This is a genomic window from Picrophilus oshimae DSM 9789 (genome assembly GCF_900176435.1).
GTDB classification, from domain to species: domain Archaea; phylum Thermoplasmatota; class Thermoplasmata; order Thermoplasmatales; family Thermoplasmataceae; genus Picrophilus; species Picrophilus oshimae.
Genome location: NZ_FWYE01000001.1, coordinates 595,830 through 615,757, shown reverse-complemented (window position 1 = coordinate 615,757; position 19,928 = coordinate 595,830). Strand labels below are relative to the sequence as shown.

Annotated in this window: 28 protein-coding genes and 1 tRNA gene; 16 read left to right on the top strand and 13 right to left on the bottom strand. The window is 36.6% G+C overall.

Going from position 1 to position 19,928, the window contains the following annotated elements:
• The first annotated feature begins 157 nt into the window (after positions 1-157).
• From B8780_RS03390 to B8780_RS03360, 7 genes are all read left to right on the top strand, one after another.
• A complete protein-coding gene (locus B8780_RS03390; RefSeq protein ID WP_084272646.1) occupies positions 158-502 on the top strand; it encodes a hypothetical protein in 345 nt (114 codons plus the stop codon).
• Entirely contained in the window at positions 471-1,139 is a 669-nt protein-coding gene (locus B8780_RS03385) for a glycosyltransferase (RefSeq protein ID WP_084272645.1), read from the top strand. The genes B8780_RS03390 and B8780_RS03385 overlap by 32 nt, the downstream gene beginning before the upstream one ends.
• A gap of 46 nt (positions 1,140-1,185) precedes the next feature.
• A complete protein-coding gene (locus B8780_RS03380) occupies positions 1,186-1,554 on the top strand; it encodes a 50S ribosomal protein L18e (RefSeq protein ID WP_084272644.1) in 369 nt (122 codons plus the stop codon).
• A gap of 5 nt (positions 1,555-1,559) precedes the next feature.
• A complete protein-coding gene (locus B8780_RS03375; RefSeq protein WP_011177124.1) occupies positions 1,560-1,976 on the top strand; it encodes a 50S ribosomal protein L13 in 417 nt (138 codons plus the stop codon).
• Complete coding sequence (locus tag B8780_RS03370; protein WP_011177125.1) at positions 1,969-2,370, top strand: 30S ribosomal protein S9; 402 nt, start codon at positions 1,969-1,971, stop codon at positions 2,368-2,370. Before B8780_RS03375 ends, B8780_RS03370 begins: the two co-directional genes overlap by 8 nt.
• A gap of 4 nt (positions 2,371-2,374) precedes the next feature.
• Positions 2,375-2,593, top strand: a complete 219-nt coding sequence (locus tag B8780_RS03365; protein WP_011177126.1) for a DNA-directed RNA polymerase subunit N — start codon at positions 2,375-2,377, stop codon at positions 2,591-2,593.
• A gap of 34 nt (positions 2,594-2,627) precedes the next feature.
• Positions 2,628-2,700, top strand: a tRNA-Pro gene (locus tag B8780_RS03360).
• Positions 2,701-2,766: 66 nt separating this feature from the next.
• Here B8780_RS03360 and B8780_RS03355 read toward each other — a convergent pair.
• From B8780_RS03355 to B8780_RS03340, 5 genes are all read right to left on the bottom strand, one after another.
• Positions 2,767-3,120, bottom strand: coding sequence for a hypothetical protein (locus B8780_RS03355; RefSeq protein ID WP_084272643.1), 354 nt, complete (start codon positions 3,118-3,120; stop codon positions 2,767-2,769).
• A gap of 59 nt (positions 3,121-3,179) precedes the next feature.
• Complete coding sequence (locus B8780_RS03350) at positions 3,180-4,070, bottom strand: FkbM family methyltransferase (protein ID WP_084272642.1); 891 nt, start codon at positions 4,068-4,070, stop codon at positions 3,180-3,182.
• A 223-nt stretch (positions 4,071-4,293) separates the two neighbouring features.
• Entirely contained in the window at positions 4,294-4,449 is a 156-nt protein-coding gene (locus B8780_RS08090; RefSeq protein WP_153274204.1) for a hypothetical protein, read from the bottom strand.
• A gap of 21 nt (positions 4,450-4,470) precedes the next feature.
• Positions 4,471-4,863 (bottom strand): transposase, encoded by a 393-nt coding sequence (locus tag B8780_RS03345; RefSeq protein WP_330831687.1) that lies wholly within the window; start codon positions 4,861-4,863, stop codon positions 4,471-4,473.
• A gap of 432 nt (positions 4,864-5,295) precedes the next feature.
• The gene (locus tag B8780_RS03340) at positions 5,296-5,670 is read right to left on the bottom strand and encodes a glycosyltransferase family 2 protein (RefSeq protein ID WP_084272640.1); all 375 of its coding nucleotides are present in this window, start codon (positions 5,668-5,670) and stop codon (positions 5,296-5,298) included.
• 1,121 nt (positions 5,671-6,791) lie between these two features.
• On the opposite strand from B8780_RS03340, the gene B8780_RS03330 reads away from it, so the two are divergent.
• Positions 6,792-7,817 carry a glycosyltransferase gene (locus B8780_RS03330; protein WP_161939670.1) on the top strand — a complete coding sequence of 342 codons (1,026 nt, stop codon included), beginning with the start codon at positions 6,792-6,794 and terminating at the stop codon, positions 7,815-7,817.
• Positions 7,818-7,929: 112 nt separating this feature from the next.
• On the opposite strand, the gene B8780_RS08085 is transcribed toward B8780_RS03330, so the two are convergent.
• The 6 genes from B8780_RS08085 to B8780_RS03305 all read right to left on the bottom strand — a co-directional run bounded on the left by B8780_RS08085 (position 7,930) and on the right by B8780_RS03305 (position 12,321).
• Positions 7,930-8,478 carry an NAD-dependent epimerase/dehydratase family protein gene (locus B8780_RS08085; RefSeq protein WP_269087910.1) on the bottom strand — a complete coding sequence of 183 codons (549 nt, stop codon included), beginning with the start codon at positions 8,476-8,478 and terminating at the stop codon, positions 7,930-7,932.
• A 4-nt stretch (positions 8,479-8,482) separates the two neighbouring features.
• Complete coding sequence (locus B8780_RS08395) at positions 8,483-8,641, bottom strand: GDP-mannose 4,6-dehydratase (protein ID WP_394335500.1); 159 nt, start codon at positions 8,639-8,641, stop codon at positions 8,483-8,485.
• Positions 8,642-8,852: 211 nt separating this feature from the next.
• On the bottom strand, positions 8,853-9,866 hold the full coding sequence (locus tag B8780_RS03320) for an NAD-dependent epimerase/dehydratase family protein (protein ID WP_084272637.1): 1,014 nt from the start codon (positions 9,864-9,866) through the stop codon (positions 8,853-8,855).
• Positions 9,867-9,880: 14 nt separating this feature from the next.
• Complete coding sequence (gene rfbC / locus B8780_RS03315; RefSeq protein WP_084272636.1) at positions 9,881-10,435, bottom strand: dTDP-4-dehydrorhamnose 3,5-epimerase; 555 nt, start codon at positions 10,433-10,435, stop codon at positions 9,881-9,883.
• A 1-nt stretch (position 10,436) separates the two neighbouring features.
• A complete protein-coding gene (locus B8780_RS03310) occupies positions 10,437-11,273 on the bottom strand; it encodes an SDR family oxidoreductase (RefSeq protein WP_084272635.1) in 837 nt (278 codons plus the stop codon).
• Position 11,274: 1 nt separating this feature from the next.
• A complete protein-coding gene (locus tag B8780_RS03305) occupies positions 11,275-12,321 on the bottom strand; it encodes a glucose-1-phosphate thymidylyltransferase (RefSeq protein ID WP_084272634.1) in 1,047 nt (348 codons plus the stop codon).
• A gap of 164 nt (positions 12,322-12,485) precedes the next feature.
• Between B8780_RS03305 and cas1 the strand changes: the two genes are divergently transcribed.
• From cas1 to B8780_RS03295, 3 genes are read left to right on the top strand one after another with little or no spacing between them, the layout of a single operon-like run.
• Entirely contained in the window at positions 12,486-12,692 is a 207-nt protein-coding gene (gene cas1 / locus B8780_RS08275; RefSeq protein ID WP_330831680.1) for a CRISPR-associated endonuclease Cas1, read from the top strand.
• A gap of 46 nt (positions 12,693-12,738) precedes the next feature.
• Positions 12,739-13,086 carry a hypothetical protein gene (locus B8780_RS08270; protein WP_236719362.1) on the top strand — a complete coding sequence of 116 codons (348 nt, stop codon included), beginning with the start codon at positions 12,739-12,741 and terminating at the stop codon, positions 13,084-13,086.
• The gene (locus tag B8780_RS03295; RefSeq protein WP_084272633.1) at positions 13,083-13,958 is read left to right on the top strand and encodes a glycosyltransferase; all 876 of its coding nucleotides are present in this window, start codon (positions 13,083-13,085) and stop codon (positions 13,956-13,958) included. Before B8780_RS08270 ends, B8780_RS03295 begins: the two co-directional genes overlap by 4 nt.
• Before the next feature lie 184 nt (positions 13,959-14,142).
• Here the strand turns inward: B8780_RS03295 and B8780_RS08265 are convergent, their stop codons facing one another.
• Together B8780_RS08265 and B8780_RS08330 are read right to left on the bottom strand one after the other, a co-directional pair.
• The gene (locus tag B8780_RS08265) at positions 14,143-14,919 is read right to left on the bottom strand and encodes a glycosyltransferase (RefSeq protein WP_269087909.1); all 777 of its coding nucleotides are present in this window, start codon (positions 14,917-14,919) and stop codon (positions 14,143-14,145) included.
• 29 nt (positions 14,920-14,948) lie between these two features.
• The gene (locus B8780_RS08330; protein WP_269087906.1) at positions 14,949-15,059 is read right to left on the bottom strand and encodes a glycosyltransferase; all 111 of its coding nucleotides are present in this window, start codon (positions 15,057-15,059) and stop codon (positions 14,949-14,951) included.
• A gap of 102 nt (positions 15,060-15,161) precedes the next feature.
• On the opposite strand from B8780_RS08330, the gene B8780_RS03285 reads away from it, so the two are divergent.
• The 5 genes from B8780_RS03285 (at position 15,162) to B8780_RS03265 (ending at position 19,913) form a co-directional block, all read left to right on the top strand.
• Positions 15,162-15,929: an FKBP-type peptidyl-prolyl cis-trans isomerase gene (locus B8780_RS03285; protein ID WP_084272632.1), complete on the top strand. Its 768-nt coding sequence runs from the start codon at positions 15,162-15,164 to the stop codon at positions 15,927-15,929.
• The gene (locus B8780_RS03280; protein ID WP_011177130.1) at positions 15,930-16,637 is read left to right on the top strand and encodes an RNA methyltransferase; all 708 of its coding nucleotides are present in this window, start codon (positions 15,930-15,932) and stop codon (positions 16,635-16,637) included.
• 54 nt (positions 16,638-16,691) lie between these two features.
• Positions 16,692-17,003, top strand: coding sequence for a hypothetical protein (locus tag B8780_RS03275; RefSeq protein ID WP_084272631.1), 312 nt, complete (start codon positions 16,692-16,694; stop codon positions 17,001-17,003).
• Between the two features lie 61 nt (positions 17,004-17,064).
• Entirely contained in the window at positions 17,065-18,390 is a 1,326-nt protein-coding gene (locus B8780_RS03270) for an MFS transporter (protein ID WP_084272630.1), read from the top strand.
• A gap of 41 nt (positions 18,391-18,431) precedes the next feature.
• Positions 18,432-19,913 carry a D-glyceraldehyde dehydrogenase gene (locus B8780_RS03265; protein WP_084272629.1) on the top strand — a complete coding sequence of 494 codons (1,482 nt, stop codon included), beginning with the start codon at positions 18,432-18,434 and terminating at the stop codon, positions 19,911-19,913.
• The last annotated feature ends 15 nt before the right edge of the window (positions 19,914-19,928 follow it).

The following is a 19,928-nucleotide window of genomic DNA, read 5'->3' as shown; positions in this document are numbered from 1 at the left end:
TCCCATACACCTTTGTGCAATACTAAACCATAATTCAAATATAAATTTTGTCATACAATATATGACATAATTTTTAATGCATTATTATAAAAATTTAATATTGTTTTTATAATTTTATTATTTGCAGAATTAATATAATTAAAAAATATACCGTATTATGAAATTCACTAAAGAATTCAGTGAAATACTCGGAATAAATGTAAGTTATTCCCATGCAGGCATAGGTGTTTATTCTGAAAAACTACAAAAGGCCATGGGCATAAACCTAATTTCAATCCCTTTGGACAAAAACAAATCAAAATTACAATATCCGGGAAGAATTATTTATCCAGAATATCCAAAAATTACATCTGGTTGGCTATTAAACAGGTTTAAAACTCGAAAATACATAAAAAATGAAAAATTTTCACTTTTGCATTATACTGCCCCAATACTTAAACCCATAAGGGATGATGACATAGTTACATTTCATGATTTATACATGTTTGAAAAAAAAGGATAATGAAACCATTGCAAGAAAACTTGATATATTATATCTAAAAAGAATAATAAATAAATATAAAAATTTGAATATATTATCAATCTCAAATGAAACAACAATGAATTTAATAGATGCAGGTTTCAATGAGGATAAAATAACAACGGTATACAATTACATAGATCCAATATTTTCAAAGAGAAATATCAAAAAGATTGAAAACTCAATTCTTACAGTAGGCGATGACTGGTGGAAGAATTCAGAGAAAATAGATAAAATTGTTCATGGGAAATACTATCATATACATGTTGGAAGAAATAGGGCTGATTTAAATTATGTCGATGTCACCCCGGAGGAAATGGTAAATATTTACAATCAGGCTGAGGTTCTTGTAAGAATGAATAAATTTGAGGGTTTTGGCTATCCACCCCTGGAGTCTTTATTCTGCGGTACACCGGTTGTGGCATCTGATCTAGGTATTTACCATGAGACATTAAATGATTCTGCCATTTTCTCAGGTTTTGATGATTTAATAAAAAATATAGAGATTGCAATGGATCAAAGAGATAAACTATTATCAAACTTTGAAAAGATAAAGGATAGATACACAATTGAAACATATAAAAAGAAGATGTCAGAATTCTATAGTAATTTATTATGAACCATCCAATTAAAAAGATTTATTAATCATATATAAATTATGAGCTATGTCGGTCAAAGTAGAGAAGAAGACGGACTCGTATCTAAAGGATACGATTCAAAAGCTTCTTGAAAGATCGAGAGAATCTGGCTCTGTGTTCTGGAGGGATATAGCCATAAGGCTCTCATCTTCAAGAAAGAATTATGCAACCGTTAATCTTGGAAAATTGCAGAGGATTACATCAGATGATGATATTATAGTAATACCTGGATATTTGTTATCATCCGGTGTCTTCAATAAAAAGATAAAGGTTTCAGCGTTTAAAATCTCTGAGAAGGCGTTGAAAAAGTTAAATGATGCAGGCTCCGAGTTTGTAAATCTTGTGGATCTTGCATCTGAGAATCCAAAGGGAACCAATATAAAGATAATAAGGTGATGCCAATGATATATATAGACGCTTCAAATCATATTTATGGAAGGTTATCATCATACGTTGCCAAAAAATTATTGAATGGTGAGTCAATAACAATTGTAAACGCATCGAAGGTTGTAATAACAGGCAGAAAAGAATTCATAATAGATAAATTCAATAATTTAAGAAACACAGGAAGTATCAGAAAGGGACCTTACTATCCAAAGACGGCAGACAGAATACTTAAAAGATCAATAGGAGACATGCTTCCTAAAAAGAAAACCCATGGAATGGAGGCATTAAAGCGCTGCATGGTTTATGCAAATGTACCAAAATCACTTGAAAACAAGAATTTTGAAAGAATTGAATCGGCAATGAATAAAAAGGTAACAGGCTTTATCACATTGGGAGAGATCTCAAAGATACTGGGTGAGACCTATGAGTGATTACATAATAAAGGTTGGAAAGAGAAAGACGGCCATTGCAAGGGCAATCATAAGAAAGGGCAGTGGCAAATTCCTTATAAATGGGTATCCAATTGAATTGTATCCAATAGAAATACTAAGGGAAAAGATGCTGGAGCCAATAAGGATACTTGGCGACAGATCAAAAGAAATAGACATTGATGTAAACGTCCATGGCGGTGGCAACACAGGACAGGCCGACGCAACAAGGACCGCAATGGCAAAGGCAATAATAGAATACTTTAAGGACAGCGATCTTGAGGCTGAGATAAGGGCGTATGATAGGTCAATGCTGGTAAATGATGTGAGAAGGAAGATGCCGAAAAAGCCAATGGGCTATGGTGCTAGGGCAAAGAGGCAGAAATCATACAGGTGATTATATGATAATACCGGTAAGGTGTTTTAGCTGTGGCCGTGTAATAGCGTCCGATTATGTACGATTCACGGAGGCCTGCACAAAGATAATAAATGAAACCGGTCGCGAGCCCAGGGGCGAGGAAAAGGCAAAGATTCTTGACGATCTTGGCGTTAAAAGATACTGCTGCAGGAGAATGATACTTTCACACAAGGATTTAATAGACGAGGTTTTACCATATTAAAAATATTTATATTATTTTGCAATACTTTTTTTAAGGGACCGTGGGGTAGCTTGGTATCCTACCAGCTTGGGGTGTTGGTGACTCCGATTCAAATTCGGACGGTCCCATTTTATTGAATGGGATATAGATAAGACTTTAAAACGTGCCGGTATTTTCATAATTATATATCAATATTAATCGCTGGATTTTGACTTAAAAACTTCGTAGAGTATCCTTGCTATCTTTGACCTGTTCTTCAGTCCTTTACCTTGCCTAATTTTCTGTTTGAAATTCCTGAGATCTCTTTCAGATATTCCCTTATCCTTAACATCCTTAGACTTCAATGACAAAATCCAATTGTATAATTCCTTGATATTTTCATACTCAAGGTATGAATCTTCGTCAATGCCTATTACCATAGATTCGTCAAGGTTGTTTGATTCCTTTCCAATGTATCTTATCCTATTGGCAATAATGTGTTTCCTATGGGTTATTCCTTCATCATCGTAATCGAACTTATGGTCATCATGCCTTATGTATTGTGTCATGGCGTCTTCTATGGTATACCAATAAGCTGTAGTGGGCAATGATATTTTGGGATGACGAATCAGTTTAATAATCTTACCCTGTTTGCACTGATATAACCTATTTTATCATTACCGGCCTTTACCTCAACATTAAAACCGTATGACTCAAGGAGCCCTTTTAAGAATTGTAAACCATTATGATATTCCATAACTATGCTTTTAATTTTCTTATATGACTCAGCATCTAAATTTCTTAAAACAGAGTATTTACATCCTTCACAATCCATCTTCAGTAGATCTATTTGCTCACCTTCAAACATACCGATTACGTCTTTTACCGTTATTGACTCAACGGTCTCCTCATGCATCGTATCTTTGAGATGTACCATGTTGCTTTTATCAACAGAATTAGCATTTGGATTCATATCATACACAAATAATTTAATCTCTCCATCTTTGTTACTTAGTGCCTTATTCAGGATAGTAACGCGATCTTCAACTTTTGATGCTTTTAAATTATTAACGGCTAGTTCAAAACTTCTCGTATCTGGCTCCAGACACACAACACGCTTTGCCCCTTTCTTAGCAAAATATATTGCTGAATCACCATTGCTTGCACCAATATCTATAATGTTCTTATTATTGAAATCAGATCCATAGGATTTTTCTAAAAAAATTTCTACTAAATGCCCAAAGTCATATCCAACGTTACATCTACACGTTATAATAACATCATCGGGAGAACGAAATGTAATCAGTTTTTCTGAAGTCTGAATAATTTTCCACTCATTTTCAAGTAGTCTGGCGATATTTGACAAATCTGAAAATCTCACATTGGCCGAATTATAATTTACGCTTACACTCTTTGAGCCTTCCCGCTTGCTAATGTAATAAATGGCAAGCTCTGGATATGATATTCCTAGATGCCTGTGAATTAGTTTTGCATTTGTGTAAGTTAATCTTATATTCATTCAATCCTTCTCCTTGTCTTGTTATAGAGCTTAATATTCCTTCACTCTTAAATCTTTTTCTATTGATACTATAGTGTAGACTTGTTTATTTTCAAGACTTTTGATGTTGAATAGTGATTGTTAAACAAAAATCTTTCCATTTTATGAGACATTTATCATCAACCTCCTATTATAATTGCTCTTTCCCCTTTTATAGCCATCTTTCAAATTCTTTAAAAATCCTCTATAATATTTCCCTGAAACTTTCATCATTATTCCATTTATCAAGGAACTGTACAGATGAATAATAATTCAGTGTGGAATGCGATCTTATATTGTTGTAATCATGGAATGCATTTTCTATGATTGCTTTTTCCATCCTTGAAATTGCTGATTTCATTGATCCAGATATAATCTGTCTTTATTGAACTATGGAATGATCCAGTATCAATATACCTCTTATCTTCCTTATTTTCATGCCTCTTCCCGTAATAGTACGTAATCTGTTTATACCGGAATAATAACATGCTTTTTTTACTTCTATTCCATTATCATTCATCTCATCCACTGAACTCATCTTTTCCTCCTCATATAATTTTTTTAAAATTTCATTTGCTATGATCATTTCACCTATTATTGATTTTAGACTTTCAACCTCCTTAACCAGGGACTTATCCAGATCCTTACCTTCCAAGTCCTTTCTTCCACCATCCAGGAACTGATCCTTCCATTTATAGAACAGTGATACTGCTATTCCACGCTCCCTGCATATTGCTGCTATTGTAATATTGGGATTCTGGAATGACTCCATTATAATTTTGTATTTCTCCTAGCTTGAGTATACTCTTCCCGGCATTTACATTACCTCCTTTATATATTTATATAAATTATTCGTTATATATATCTCTTTACATGTGTTTAAACTTAAACTATCCATAACCGAGATATAGATACTGATCACCTCCAATAGTGGTTCGTGAGAGTTAGGGTCGGAAACATGTTCGACCGTCTTCTATTCACCCTTCTTTCAGTTAGTTGAGAATCGAAGGGCAGCAAATCTATCTAGCGACCTCTCAGGTCAAGTTAATTATCTGCTGCCTATCCGACTCTCACGCTTGCACCGTCATACAAGTGTGGTCAAAAGAACTTTTTCATGGCATCTATAAAAGGATTTTATACAACTAATCACAGAAAAAAGTCATATGAAATGTTGAGTGGATTGAAGTTGAGCATGATCTTTTTGAAATTACAGCAATTTGAGTGCGCTGCTACTAGATCGGTGTTTTCCTTCGAAAGACTTTTTGAATTTTAAATTGAAATAAGCTTTATTAGCTATGTCTCTTAGGGATCTCAATTTTGATCTTCCTGCCGTGGCAGATTCCATGCTTCCAATATCATAATTTAAAAAAGAAGCGCTGTTGTAGATTCCTTCCTTTAGCAGACGCAAAGAAAGGTCAATATCTTCATAGCCATGTATATATGTATCATCCCAAGGCTTATAGTTAAGTTGTTTTAGAAGAGCTTTAGAAAATATAGAAAAGTCTCCTACATTTATGATTTGGTATTCTGATCTGATCCCATTGATAAATTTCATGATTGATGAGCTATCTCTTTTTTTCATTGATGCTCACATTTATGTTGTATTTCCTTTCTAACATTGCAAACTCATGATTCATTATAAAATACGTAAGTCTGTTTGGCAAGGTGTAATGTCCAATTACCCAAGTGTTAGAATGAGAACTTCTATCTGACATTCTAGCGAATAGTATTTTATTATCTGATTTCATATAAATTTCTTGTCTAAGTCTTTCCGGCGAATCCCTTTCAACCATATCATCGTTACTGAAAATAACCTAACTTGGATCAAAGCGTTTCAAAGCTTCTAGGCCATAATTATAGCTATAGGACAATCTAAAAAATTTAGAATTATCTTCAACAAAGCAAATTAGGAATCCCTTAAAGATTCTTTTTATATTGCCTGCTAACCTGCTTTCAGCATCAGCCGTGGGCACAAGACGGCTATATCAGAATTTTCACCTTCAATGATCTTTATATTCGGTTTAGACTTCGGAATTCCTTGCATCCATCCTATGAGATCTGATACGTTATCAAAATGCCGATAAAACTGCAATATATCGGAAATATTCTCTGATTTATATAAATTCATTAATTCATTCTCTACCATATTTATTAGGAGAGTGGGAAATCATAATTAATAATTTCGTCTGTCCTGTAATCTATATCTCCTATTCATTTTCATGAAGATCGATCTGTAATCATAATCCTGTGAGATTACTATGATCCCTATGGCAGATTAGTCTGTATAGATAATCATTTCACTGATTTGAAATATTCCGCATATGCTATGCAAATAATGAAGGTGCAGATACATTATAGAGTTTGAAAAATCGAAATTAGAGAATCGAACAAAAAAGTAAAGATGGACCAAGGGACATATTCACTGAGGTTTCTTCTTTAGCTTACATAAAGTCTAGGCACCATAGATTGTGATCCAACAATAATGAATGTGCAATATTAATTTTTCTCATACCGTTCATTTAAGGATTCAATCTGAATCATCAACAGCGCAAGAATTTAAACTACTAACTGATATAACTCAACGATGTCCTCAGAAAACGTAATAATTTTGGTGGCCAGTTTCTATCTTTCTTGATGTTCACTAGAAAAAAGGACCATAGCTCTATCCCTGCTAAGTTAAGCAACTTAGGATATATGGTCACCTTGGTAGTTGGGAGATTTAATTCAAGCCATACAATGAGCAATTTGAACATCATACAAACCTATGAGGAAGCAACTGAAAGCACAATATCCAAGCCTAGAAACAGGCTAATAGGTCTCCTAAATATGTTAAAGGTCATACATAAATACAGACCTAAAGCTCTGATCATCGAACACACAGAAATTGAGGCCATTTTATTCGCATTTCTTTTGAGGATATATACGAAACTTAGTCGTCAATCGTACATCAAATTGATCCTAAAACTGGATGCTGATCCTGACTCTCTAAGGATTACGAAAGATCACTTTATTCCTGTATTTTATCGCTATATGTTCACAAGACTATTTGACAAAATAGCATGCGAATCTGAATGCACTTATGTCGAACTGATAGAGCCAAAAATTATTAATCGATATAAAGACAAATATGTAATAGTGCCAAATGGGGTACTTTCTAATATCGATGGGGGCGAAGTAAATGCTTATGAAATGAGACGGAATGTTATTCTCAGTGTAGGTCGGATTCATCCTCAGAAGGGACATGATATATTGATAAAAGTATTCTCGAAACTAAAAGATAAATTCCAGGAGTGGAAGTTAAGGATAATCGGATCGTCAAGTGATGAATCCTACATGAATTCATTAAAGAAGCAGATAAGCGATCTAAATCTTGGCAACTCCGTTGAGCTGAAAACAGATGTGAGCTATGAGGAGCTGATCAAGGAATATCGGCAGGCATCGATATTCTGCCTTTTATCAAGATGGGGGAGCTTTGAAATAGCGAGGACCGAGGCAGTTCATTATGGTCTTTCGATGGTTATCACCGAGGCTGGCTGTGGAATTCATTACCAAAAATTCGGTTCTTTCGTCTGCGATGTTAATGATGAAAGGTGCATAGTGAAATCATTATCCACTCTTATGTCAAATGCAGATTTAAGAGTGGAGATATTGGAAAAGCAGAAAAGTGCAGTAGTAACATGGCATGATGTTGCTTTGGAATTCACAAAACTCATAGAAAATAGAGAATGAATCGTCTATGCAGAAAGACCTCAATGCGACTGAGGTTATAAACGAATACTGGAATAATTACATTTCAATCTTCATAGAGGGTTAGAAACTGATGCCTATAATTATTTTCAAATTACACTGAATTAATCTTCCATTCCTCGTCCTTCGTGAAATACGGATCATCTATCAGCGGTTTCCACCACCATTCATTCGATCTGTACCATTCAACGGTTTCCTTGATGCCCGATTCTAATGGTGTTCTTTCAAACGTTATCTTCGTGTTCTTCATCTTATATGCTATATAATGTCCAGGCCTATCGCCCACATGCTTCAGCTTCAGAGTTACATATTTCGATATGGCCCCGAGGATCTCTAGATTCGTTCTTACGTTATCACCTGAGATGTTGTCCTCGCCTTTCCTGCCTTCTTCGCTCAGACTTTTAGTTACGTTAACAAAATCTTTAACGTACAGCCAGTTCCTCTGCTGATCCCCGCTCCCGTATACTGGTACTTCCTTGCCAAGTAGACCACGGATTATAGCCTTCGGTATGAGCTCCTCTGGATACTGTTTTTCTCCATATGTGTTAGATGCGCGTATGATTATTGCGTCAGTTCCATAAGTCCTCACGTAAGATTTTAAGATCATATCGGCGAACGCCTTGGATGCGGATACGACGAAGATGGCATTAGCTTCGAATCATTAATGCTATATAATCCGCCTCGCTCTCGCCGTAGACCTCGTCCGTAGATATGTGTAAGTTACGGAAATCGTATCTCCTTGATAGCTCCAGCAAGTTGACCAGACCGAAAACATTCTTGCGTATGAATGAGTTTGGATCATTTATCGACCGACATGCGATTCCGCTGCAAAATTTACAACGACATCCTGTTTATATTTCTTCACGAGTTTATCAGGAAATGATGAAGCGATATTGCCCTTTATGAAATCACGCACTACGCCTTTCAGATTCTCCATCCTGCCTGCATAGGTCAAATTACATTAAGATACAGGTCTCTCGTGATAAAAAATAATAAACCCATAAAGAAAAAGAATGATCAGAAAATTATCTTAGGCTTCAGATTCAAATATTTTGCTATCGAGTCCTCAGCATTCAGCAACGTCTTATAATAATTGACGGTATGCATCTGAGGTAAATCATCTAATCCTTCTTTACATTTATCAATGATTTCATCAACCCCGTATTCCAGATCGAACTTTGTCTCGAACTTGAGTAGGTCTCGCGCCGCATCGAATTTTACCTGATAGGATCTATTATCTGGGTCGCCATATAATTCTAATTTTGTATCCTTTCCAAGTTTATGCATAATGATGGTAGCAATATCCTTTATCTGCATGTTAAGCCTCTCATTTCCTACATTGATTGGTCTGCCGCCAATATCATCGTTTGACTCAATAGCTTGAATTAAGGCTCTGGAAACATCCTTGACGTGTATGAAGGGCCTATACTGATTTCCGTCCCTCATCATCCTGACTACTCTGTTTTTATATCCATAGAACGTCATGGCATTCACGACCAGATCCAACCTGAACCTCTTTGAATAACCGAATACAGTTGCAAACCTCAGAGCGGTTGCCCTGAAAGAGCTGTCGTTTAAGGAGAGGTTATCCCTCTCGACGGCAACGTTTGCTTCTGCGTATGTTGTAAGAGGGTTCGTAGGCGTGCTTTCATCGGATAACCCATCCCTGAAGCCATATACGGAGCATGATGAGGCTACAACGTATCTCTTTGCACCAAGCTTCTTCGCAAGTCTTGCTATTCTAACCCTTCCTATGTAGTTTATATCCCATGTGGCTGTCTTGTCCAGATCGCCAGATGGATCATTCGAAAGGGCCGCCAGATCGATAACACCATCAAAACCACGTAGACGGGAGGGGTCACAGGTTCTGATATCATCTCTTATTAAGTGGGCACCTTCATAGTCCTTCGTGGGATCATCATAATCCAAGAATCCCCTATCTATCACTGTTACGTTATGCCCTCTACCGATCAGCTCTGGAACAAGTATTCTCCCTATATAACCGGTACCACCAGTTACAAGTATATTCATAACCTTTCATCCTCCTATTTTATATATTTATTTGCCCTGAATTCCCTCAGCGTTGGCCATGCCATATCCTTCTCTGATATTGTCTCGGGATCCATGGGCCACTCTATATTTATATCAGGATCGTTCCATATTATACCACCTTCGCTCGTCTTATTATATTCATGCGTGGCCTTGTAGTGAACTATGGAATCCTCCAACGCCAGAAAACCATGAGCAAAGCCCTCAGGAATCCAAAGCATTATCTTATTTTCGCCACTCAATATGGCAGAAACGTACCTACCGAATGTCTTGGAATCCTCCCTTATATCAACGGCCACATCAAATATCTTGCCCGTTATCGCCCGGACAAGTTTCCCTTGAGCATAGGGTTCTCTTTGAAAATGAAGTCCCCTCAACACACCCTTTTTTGAAAAACTCTGGTTGTCCTGATCCAAGTCTGCGCTTATTCCGTTCTTTGAGAACTCACTTCTTTTATATGTTTCATAAAAGTAGCCACGCTCGTCTCCAAATATCTTGGGTTCTACTATCATCACGCCTTCTATCTCCGTCTTTCTGAATAAGAATGGCATTTCAAATCACCTCATATTTATCTCGAAGCATCTCTATTCCATTATCAATATCCTCGAAACGATATTCGAGTATTCTCTTCGCACGCCCATTGTTCAGCGAAGAATCATATGGGCGATTAGCCAGAAGGATCTTCCTCTCGTTTTCCATTATTATCTTTCCGCTCTCTATATCCAGCCTCTCCTTGATTTTTATAGCAAAGTCAAAGCGTGATATCCTCGGCCCGGAAACATGGATAATTCCGTAAAGTCGTCTCGAGATTATCTCTTTTATCGCCATTGCAAGTTGGCTGGCGTGTATCGGTGAATAATAGGAGTCTATGCACTTGACAGTACCTCCAGCTCTGAGGGTCTTAGCAACATAGAGGGGGAAGTTTAGTTTCACGCCGTATACACCAGATGTTCTTACGACCAGGGCGTCGTCATACGAAAGTGCATAGGCCTCACCAAGGAGTTTACTTAGCCCATAGTAATTTACTGGATTTGGAACATCATCCTCACGGTAATTGCCCTTCGATCCATCAAACACATAGTCAGTTGAAATGTGAATTAAGTATGAGCCCACAACGGATGCTGCCCTTGCGATATGCCTCACGGCTATGGCGTTTATACGGTAGGCTTCATCAGGGCTGGTTTCACAGCCATCCACATCAGTCATAGCTGCGGTATTTACAATAACATCTGGCGATACCTTCATTATTATATCCTCGATCGAATTTGGATTTTTGATGTCGAGGTATATATCTGACTTTGACCGCCTTGAAGTCCCAACAGCACCGTCAATGATCCTCATCAACTCGGAACCAAGCTGACCATCTCTGCCAATTATTAATGTCTTCATATCATCCCCTCTTGACGCTGCAGTTTTCACCAATTACAATGCTATAGTGTGAATTTTTGCCATCTCCAGCTATCCTCGACTTGCTTCCAATGATGGATTCTGACATCCTTATATCGCTAATGGTGGCAGATTCAAGGATAAGTGAATATTCTATGTCTGCATCTCTTATCACTGAACCGTCTCCGATCGTTGTATACGGTCCAATCCTGGTGTTTTCGATTGAGACTTTATTGCCTATATGGGCTGGCCCTATGATCTTGGAATTGCGGACTATACTACCCTCTCCTATGAAAGATCTGCCGAGAATATCTGAATTTTCTGTAATTCCATAATTTCCCTCTCTTCCAAACTTATCAAGAAGCTTCATGTTTGCCTCTAGCAAGTCGTTTGGATTACCGGTATCCTTCCACCAGCTGTCTGCTACCTTGAAGCTTATACTACGATTATCGTCGATCATGTGCTGCAAGGCCTCCGTTATCTCCAGCTCGTTCCTCCAGCTGGGCTTTAGGTCTGCGATGTAGTCGAACATGAGGGGCTTGAAGTAGTATACACCGATCAGCGCCAGATCAGATATGATCTCCTTTGGTTTTTCAACGAGTTTTGTTATCCTGTCACCGTCTATGACCGCAACGCCGAAGGCACGTGGATCCTTCACATGCGCTAGGAGCAGCGATGCGTCGCTGCCGTCAGATGCTATCGGCGATATATCATCGAAGAGGACGTTATCGCCGAGATACACGATGAAGTCATCGCCTCCGATGAAATCCCTGCACCTGTATATCGCATCGGCTATGCCCCTGGCCCTACCTTGGTAAATGTATTCGATATCGACGCCGAATCTGCTACCATCACCATAGTATTCGATGACCTTCCTTGGACTGTTATCGCCGAGCACGATGGCTATATTCTCTATACCAGTGTCCTTTAATTTTTCCAAGGCCCACTGTGATATGGGTTTGCCTGCTATATTTATCAGTTGCTTCGGTCCTGTATGCGTCAGCGGCCTTAACCGCGTGCCCTGGCCTCCATGGAGAATGAGCCCTTTCATCCAATCGTACATAAAGCATCCGTTTATAAAATTTTGCTATTGTTATTAATCTGCTGCTGATTCTGAAAAATATAAGGCCGATTGTTGTATAGTATTAAAGCCATGGAACTGCCCCATCACGCATCGAGGCTAATATATGAAAGTGAACGGTCCATGCAATCGCTATGAATGCATCCGATCCTATCAACGCTTTACTGAACTATGGATATGCAATACTGGAATCAATGGTAAGGAAAGACATCAACACAATAGGTCTTGATGTATCTATTGGATTTTTACACGAATTAGCATCGTCCAAGCATCCTCTTGTATACGATTTACAGGAATTGTTTAGATATGTTGTGGATTATTCCGTTATCGAATTGCTGTAAACTAAAGAGATCAGACTTCATAACAACCGAGAACTACCATATCAGGTTGAAGCCAGATACAGCAAAGCTTTTGATTGAGAAAATAAAGGACAATTTCAACAAGCGTTATGAGTTCAGGAATAAACAGTATACATTAGAGAACATAATGTTTGAAAATATCAGGGAATTGAGCAGATACGTGTTAGGAAAGGCAAAATCATTGGAATTCAAGATACCTGATATTACGATGTCAAGGAATGATACCAGTGATCTCAGGGATAGAATTATGTCAATCGATCCGGGGGAAAGGAAAGTATTGAAGATAAACAAGTCAACGCTTTGGTATCAAAAGAAAAAGATTAAAGAGGGAAAAGCCATTAAACTTTATAATAAGACAATGGTGAGGGTTGAATGAATAATAACATCGGATGTATAATCGTAACGTACAACCCAGACGAAGAAAGATTCGAGGCGGTGTTAAAACAAGCCACAAGATATTGTGATAAAATATTGATTATAGATAACAAATCTTTGAATTCTAATTTTATCGAAAAAATTTCGGAAAATAACCCTACGATAAAATTAAAAAAACTTGACAAAAATTATGGCATTGGTAAAGCTCTTAACTTGGGCTTAGAGGAATTAATGTATAGTTATGACTATATACTGACGCTTGACCAAGATTCGATATTACTTGAGAATATATCTAATGTGATATATAATGCTAATTTAATGTTTAGTGGTTATAAGATTGGTATAATTAGTTTAAACATGCATAATATTCAATCTAAAAAAGATTATTTCATTGAAATAAATTACCCCATAATTAGTGGAAGCCTAATCAATAGCGAGCTATTCAAAAAAGGATTAAAGTACAGAGAGGAATTTTTCATGGATCAAATAGACTTTGATTTTGATTTCAACGTCTTACGTATGGGTTACAAAATCATAACAACTACGACCAAAATGCTAGATCATAGATTGGGTCTCATCGTTAATAATAGTAAAAAACCTATAGAACCTGATTGGAGATTATATCTTATGTGCAGAAATTCTTTCATTTTATTAAGAGAGAGAAAGATAAACCTCTCCATTTTTATTTGGCAACTAGTGGGATGGTTTATCAATGACTTATTAAATGGTAAACCGTTGACGAAACTTTATAAGTATTTTATTATATACTCATTTGGAATTAAAGATGCGATAAATTATTATATGGATTTTCCCATTGAAAATAAGTCATTGGAAAAAATTGAGTCTTTATTATCAAAAACCAAGGAACATTAAGAACAAGATGAAGGAAAGCAAACCAAACCTGAAAGAATAACATTCGTAAATATATTATTTTACATGGCAGCGTCATGTTTTGGTCTTATCTATATCTCCCCATTTTATTGAATAGTTTTTCTTCTTTTTTACAATTAAAGTTTATTATATAATTTTACATTTTATGTTTTATTTATTATAAATATCAGAACTCGCCATTTGCTTCATATTTACTAATATAATTAAAAAATCTTTTCTTTCTTTTGTTAGTCAATACACTCCTGGCGATATTGCCAAAGAGCAATAATGAAAAATATTCAAAGATTGCAAATCTTTTATTCCAGTATTTCTTGTAAAGTAAAAAATATATAAAATATCTAGGCCTTTTGTATTTTTTCCTTGAGAATATGGTGAGATCGTTCAAAAAGATGTTTGATTTTATATCATGAACGACATGTTTATTCTTAAAAATTGATATAAAAATTAGATAGCTATCATTAAATAGCATAGCTTTTTTTAAACGTTTTGATTCATAATCATCAAAAGATTTTGTAACGGCATTAGTAACACTGTTATTTATTCTATAAACTGTTAATACATCTTTTATGTCTATGGCCTGGCCATGATTTTCAAGGCATGAATAATACATAAATGTATCTTGATTTGTAAAAACATTATTTTTAAGATGATCTATATTTATAAAATCCTTTTTTATTGATATAGATGACATATTAAACGCAATACCGCCATAGACGTTGTCCATTTTATTTCCCATAATCTCTGCCTTGTTATGAACATAGTCATAGCCATTATTGAAATATTTTATAATGATTTCCAGTTTATTATTAAAAAATAGATCGTCATCGTCTAAAAACGATATTATATCACCTTTAGATTCATTTATACCCTTGTAAAGATATTCACCAATTGTGCCATCCATTATTATATTTTTTATATTATTTTTGTTTAAAAATTCATCTATGTTATCATCATTATAATTCTTAATTACTATTATCTCATATTTTCTTTAGATAGGGTTTGATTTAATGCACTTTTAACCGCATCCAGTAAATATTCACTGCGATTGTATGCTGTTACTATAACTGAGATGAAATGATCCATTTAAAAACAGTATTCTAATTTCCATATAAATATTGTTTCATGTTAATTCAAATAAATATAAATAGAAATAAATAATCTCAAAGAAATTATTGGTGGTTAACGATGAATAATGGAGATTTCATAGAGATAAGCTTTGAAATGCGTGCTGGTGCTGACAAAAAGTTAATATCAACAAGTAAAGAGGAGCTTGCAAAGGAAAATAACATATACGATGAAAAGAAAAAATACAGGGACATAGTAATGATAGTTGGCCAGGATGGCCTTTTCAAGGAGATAAACGAGTCCTTTTTAAATGCAGAGGTTGGAAAGGAGTACGAGGTGGTTGTTCCTGCAAAGGACGCCTATGGAGAGAGGGATCCAAAGAACATAAAGGTCGTTCCCATGAGGGAGTTCCAGAAAAACAACATAAATCCGGAGGTTGGACAGCAGGTAAACATCGGAAACAAGATAGGAAAGGTAATAACGGTCACACCAGGCAGGGTTTTAATAGATTACAATCACGAGCTGGCCGGCAAGGACATTTACTATAAATACGAGGTGAAAAAGGTTGTTACAGACCCAGTTGAAAAGGTAAAGGCATTAATAGACATGGATTACAATGATTCAAGCGAGTTTGATGTTAAAATAAATGAAAATATAGAGATAACAATACCGGAGAACGCAAAGTTCGATGCCTACTGGGTCGATGCAAAGTACCGTCTTGTAAATGATATAAGGAAATATTTGCCGGATTACGATGTTTACATAAAGGAGTTCTACAAAAAAGAGGAGAAGAAAGAGGAGAAACCAGAGGAACAGAAAAACAGTGAAAAAACAGAGAACAGTGAAAAGCCAGAGAACAATGAAAACAATGTAAAAGAAACGCAGTAAATGGAAGTAAATAAATTAATCTCTGTTGTCCTTGTCGAACCAAAGTACCAGGGGAACATCGGTGCGGTTGCCAGATCAATGGCGAACAGCGGTTTAACAGATTTAAGGATAGTAAAGACGCCTATCGATGAGGATGCCAGAAGGCGTGCAATGCACGGGTTGTACATACTTGATAATGCCAGAATATACAATAGCTTCGATGATGCTGTTTCCGGCTTTGATATAATAGCCGGCACATCGGATGTCTCAAAATCAGGAAATAAATTTTCAAGGGTTCCTGTATCGCCTGAATACTTCTGGGACAATTACGGTTTAAATGGAAAACGTGTTGCCCTGGTCTTTGGCAGGGAGGACAATGGATTGAATAACTATGAATTATCAAAATGCAATTTTTTCATAAAAATTATAGGTAATCCTGAGTACCCTGTTTATAATCTATCACATGCCGTTGCAATAATATTATACGAGATGATTAAAAGGGTTTACTCCGGAAATATAATAGAATCAAACAATTATATAAGCCCTGAGCATTTCAATATAATGATAAACCGCTTTGAGGAGCTTCTTAACCTTTTGGGCTATGAAAAGCCAAAGGTCGATAAACTCTCTGTTATGGCAAGGCGCATTGCCGCAAGATCAAATATAACAGATGCCGAGTACTTTAAGATTATGGGAATATTTAGAAGAATAATAAACAGGATAAGATAGATTATTTACGGAATGCTAAATAAAGATTTAAATACCAGATAAAGTTATTTTATTATGATATATCCGTCTTATTTGGAGCCATACCAGAATTATATAACCCTGGCCCTGGTCTTTGTAGATGGCCTGCTATTCGGCATGGTTGCAAAAAAGGCTATTGTTGCAATAGTACTTTTGGTCGTTGCACTGTTAATAGCATCATTTATAGATTTATCATTTATACCAAAGGTTAACTTCTCGAATATAATAACCGGTCTTTCTAATTATACATACAATTATACATCATCGCTTCATCTATCATCTATTAATGTAACATTCTTTTTGATTGTTTTTATCATAGGCCTTGGCATAGGCATATGGAAGGGATGATTTTATAAAAATAAGATATTTATAATATACTTTTTATCTTTATTTATAATACACATTTAAAATGTTTGAGAACAGAAGAATTGATAACATACCTGTAAGCCCAATGCTGTTAAAGATAACGGCATTATCATCAATGGGCGTCTTCATGGACGGCTATATTTTAACAATATATTCAATAGCCTATATTTACATGTCAGGTTATTTAAACCCATCCTCAAATGCGGTTATAACTGCATTCATGGGATCCTCGCTTTTTATAGGAATGCTGCTTGGCGGCTTCTCCATGGGGCATCTTGCAGATACCCTGGGAAGGAAAAGATTGTATGAATACGATTTATCATTGACTGCTGTCTTTCTTATACTTACTGCATTATCATTCAATGTCTATGAATTTATAATCTTTGAGATACTTGCAGGAATAGGCATAGGCGCGGATTATCCTATAAGCTCATCGATACAGGCAGAGTTCTCGCCGAAAAACACCAGGGGCAGGTTCCTGATCTTTAACATATTTGCATGGACAATAGGAAGCATCGTCTTTCTTTTATTATCGATACCAATCATACATTACACAGGGGCATATCAATGGCGTTTTATGTATGGAACCGCCGCGATAATACCTTTAATAGTTATATTAAGCAGGAGAACGCTGCCGGAGAGCCCCTTCTGGCTATCGCATATGAACATGAAGGATAAGGCCCTTGAGGTCTCGAACAGGGTCTCATCGTCCATTGGCATAGAATTAAACGAGATACCGAAAACAGAGAGTGGAAGAAGCAGTTTCAGGGATCTTTTTTCAAACAGGTATTTAAAGTACACAGTTTTTGTTTCACTGGCATGGTTTTCATATGATATTGCAAGCTACGGCGTCTGGGAGTACACGCCTTCGGTATTCTTTACTGGAAGCTCAAGCATCGTTGCATCGGTTTTTGCAACAATTCTCGAGGAGATACCTGTCTTTGCAGGCTTTTTAATATGCATATACTTCATTGAAAGGGCAGGCAGGCGTGACCTTGAATTAATAGGCTTCGGCGGTGCTGCCATTTCATTATTTATATTTGAAATGATCTACGGTTATGTAAGAATAGATATAGTATTTACATTTCTTGCATTTGCAACGATGCATTTGTTCCATAACCTTGGACCGACGAATATAACATACGATTATCCCGTTGAGATCTTTCCAACAAGGATAAGGTCAACTGCCATGGGGTTTGCAACATCGATCTCAAGGATAGGCGCAATACTTGGAACAATAGCATTTCCTTTAATATTATACACATTAAATCTAAGGTACGTTTTAATCTTTTTAATAATCTTCGAATTGATTGGATTTACAATAACTTTTCTCGTTGCACCTGAGACAAAGAACATGGAATTGAATTGAACCTTTGAAAATATATTTATAATATCTAAAAATAATTAACCATGAAAATTTACATAGATGGTGAGTGGAGGGATTCATCCAGCGGCGAGACCATAAAAAAGTACAATCCAAGCACAGGCGAGGTTCTTGATACGTTTCCAGCTGCAACAAGGAATGATGTTGATGCTGCAATTGACTCTGCAGAGGATGCATTCAAAAGATGGAGCGACATGACGTCAATGGAAAGGTCAAAAATACTTTACAAAGCCCTTGAACTAATATCAAAGGATAAAGATCAGCTAACGGATCTTTTAATTAAAGAGAACGGAAAGGTGAAAAGGGAGGCCATGGATGAAACCGAGGGCGTTATAGACCAGTTACAGTATTACACGGAATTCGAGAGAAAGCTAACCGGGGACATCGTTGAGGGCACAAGCAATAAAAGAAAGATCTTTCAATACAAGGTTCCATATGGAATAGTAATAGCAATAACGCCATGGAACTTCCCTGCAGCAATGGTGATAAGAAAGCTTGCGCCTGCACTTTTAACTGGAAACACAGTAATATTAAAGCCAAGCTCAGACACACCATTAACTGCGGAATGGCTCGTGAAAAAATTTGTTGATGCCGGAATACCAAAGGGCGTTTTAAATCTAATAACAGGCAAGGGCTCTGAAATAGGTGATTACATCGTTGAGCATAAAAAGGTATCATTGATAACAATGACTGGATCGACATCCACGGGCCAGAGGATCATGGAAAATGCATCAAAGAACATGGCCAAATTGATACTTGAGCTCGGCGGAAAGGCACCGTTCATGGTCTGGAAGGACGCAAACATTGAAAGGGCATTAAAGTCCCTGGTCTGGGCAAAGTATTTAAACGTTGGCCAGTCATGCATAGCCGCTGAAAGATTATACATACACGAGGATATATACGATGAATTTATGAAAAAGTTCATTGAGGTAAGCAAAAGAATAAAACTTGGAGACCCGGAGAGCTCTGACATGGGCCCATTGATAAATAAAAGCGCGGTTGAAACAACGGAAAAATACGTTGATATTGCAAGGAGCTCGGGATATAAAATACTCCTTGGCGGCAAAAAACCGGAGCTATCAGGAAAATACAAGAATGGATACTTCTATGAACCGACGATAATAGAAAACGTTCCACAGGATTCGCCATTATTCCAGGAGGAGATCTTTGGCCCGGTCATAGGCGCAGAGAGTGTATCCAGTGTCGATGAATTATACGAAAAGGCAAATGATTCAAAGTACGGACTTGCCTCTTATTTATTCACAGAGGATCCTGAGTTAATATTTGAGGCATCCGAGAAGATAAGGTTCGGTGAACTATACGTGAACATGCCAGGGCCTGAGGCATCACAGGGGTATCATACAGGATTCAGATTGACAGGGCAGGCCGGCGAGGGAAGCAAGTACGGAATCTCAGAATACCTAAAGCTAAAGAACGTCTACGTTGACTACTCAAGGGGGAATCTAAGCATAAGCACTGTAAACGACGATCTATTCAAAAATCTTTAAAAAATTATAAAATTT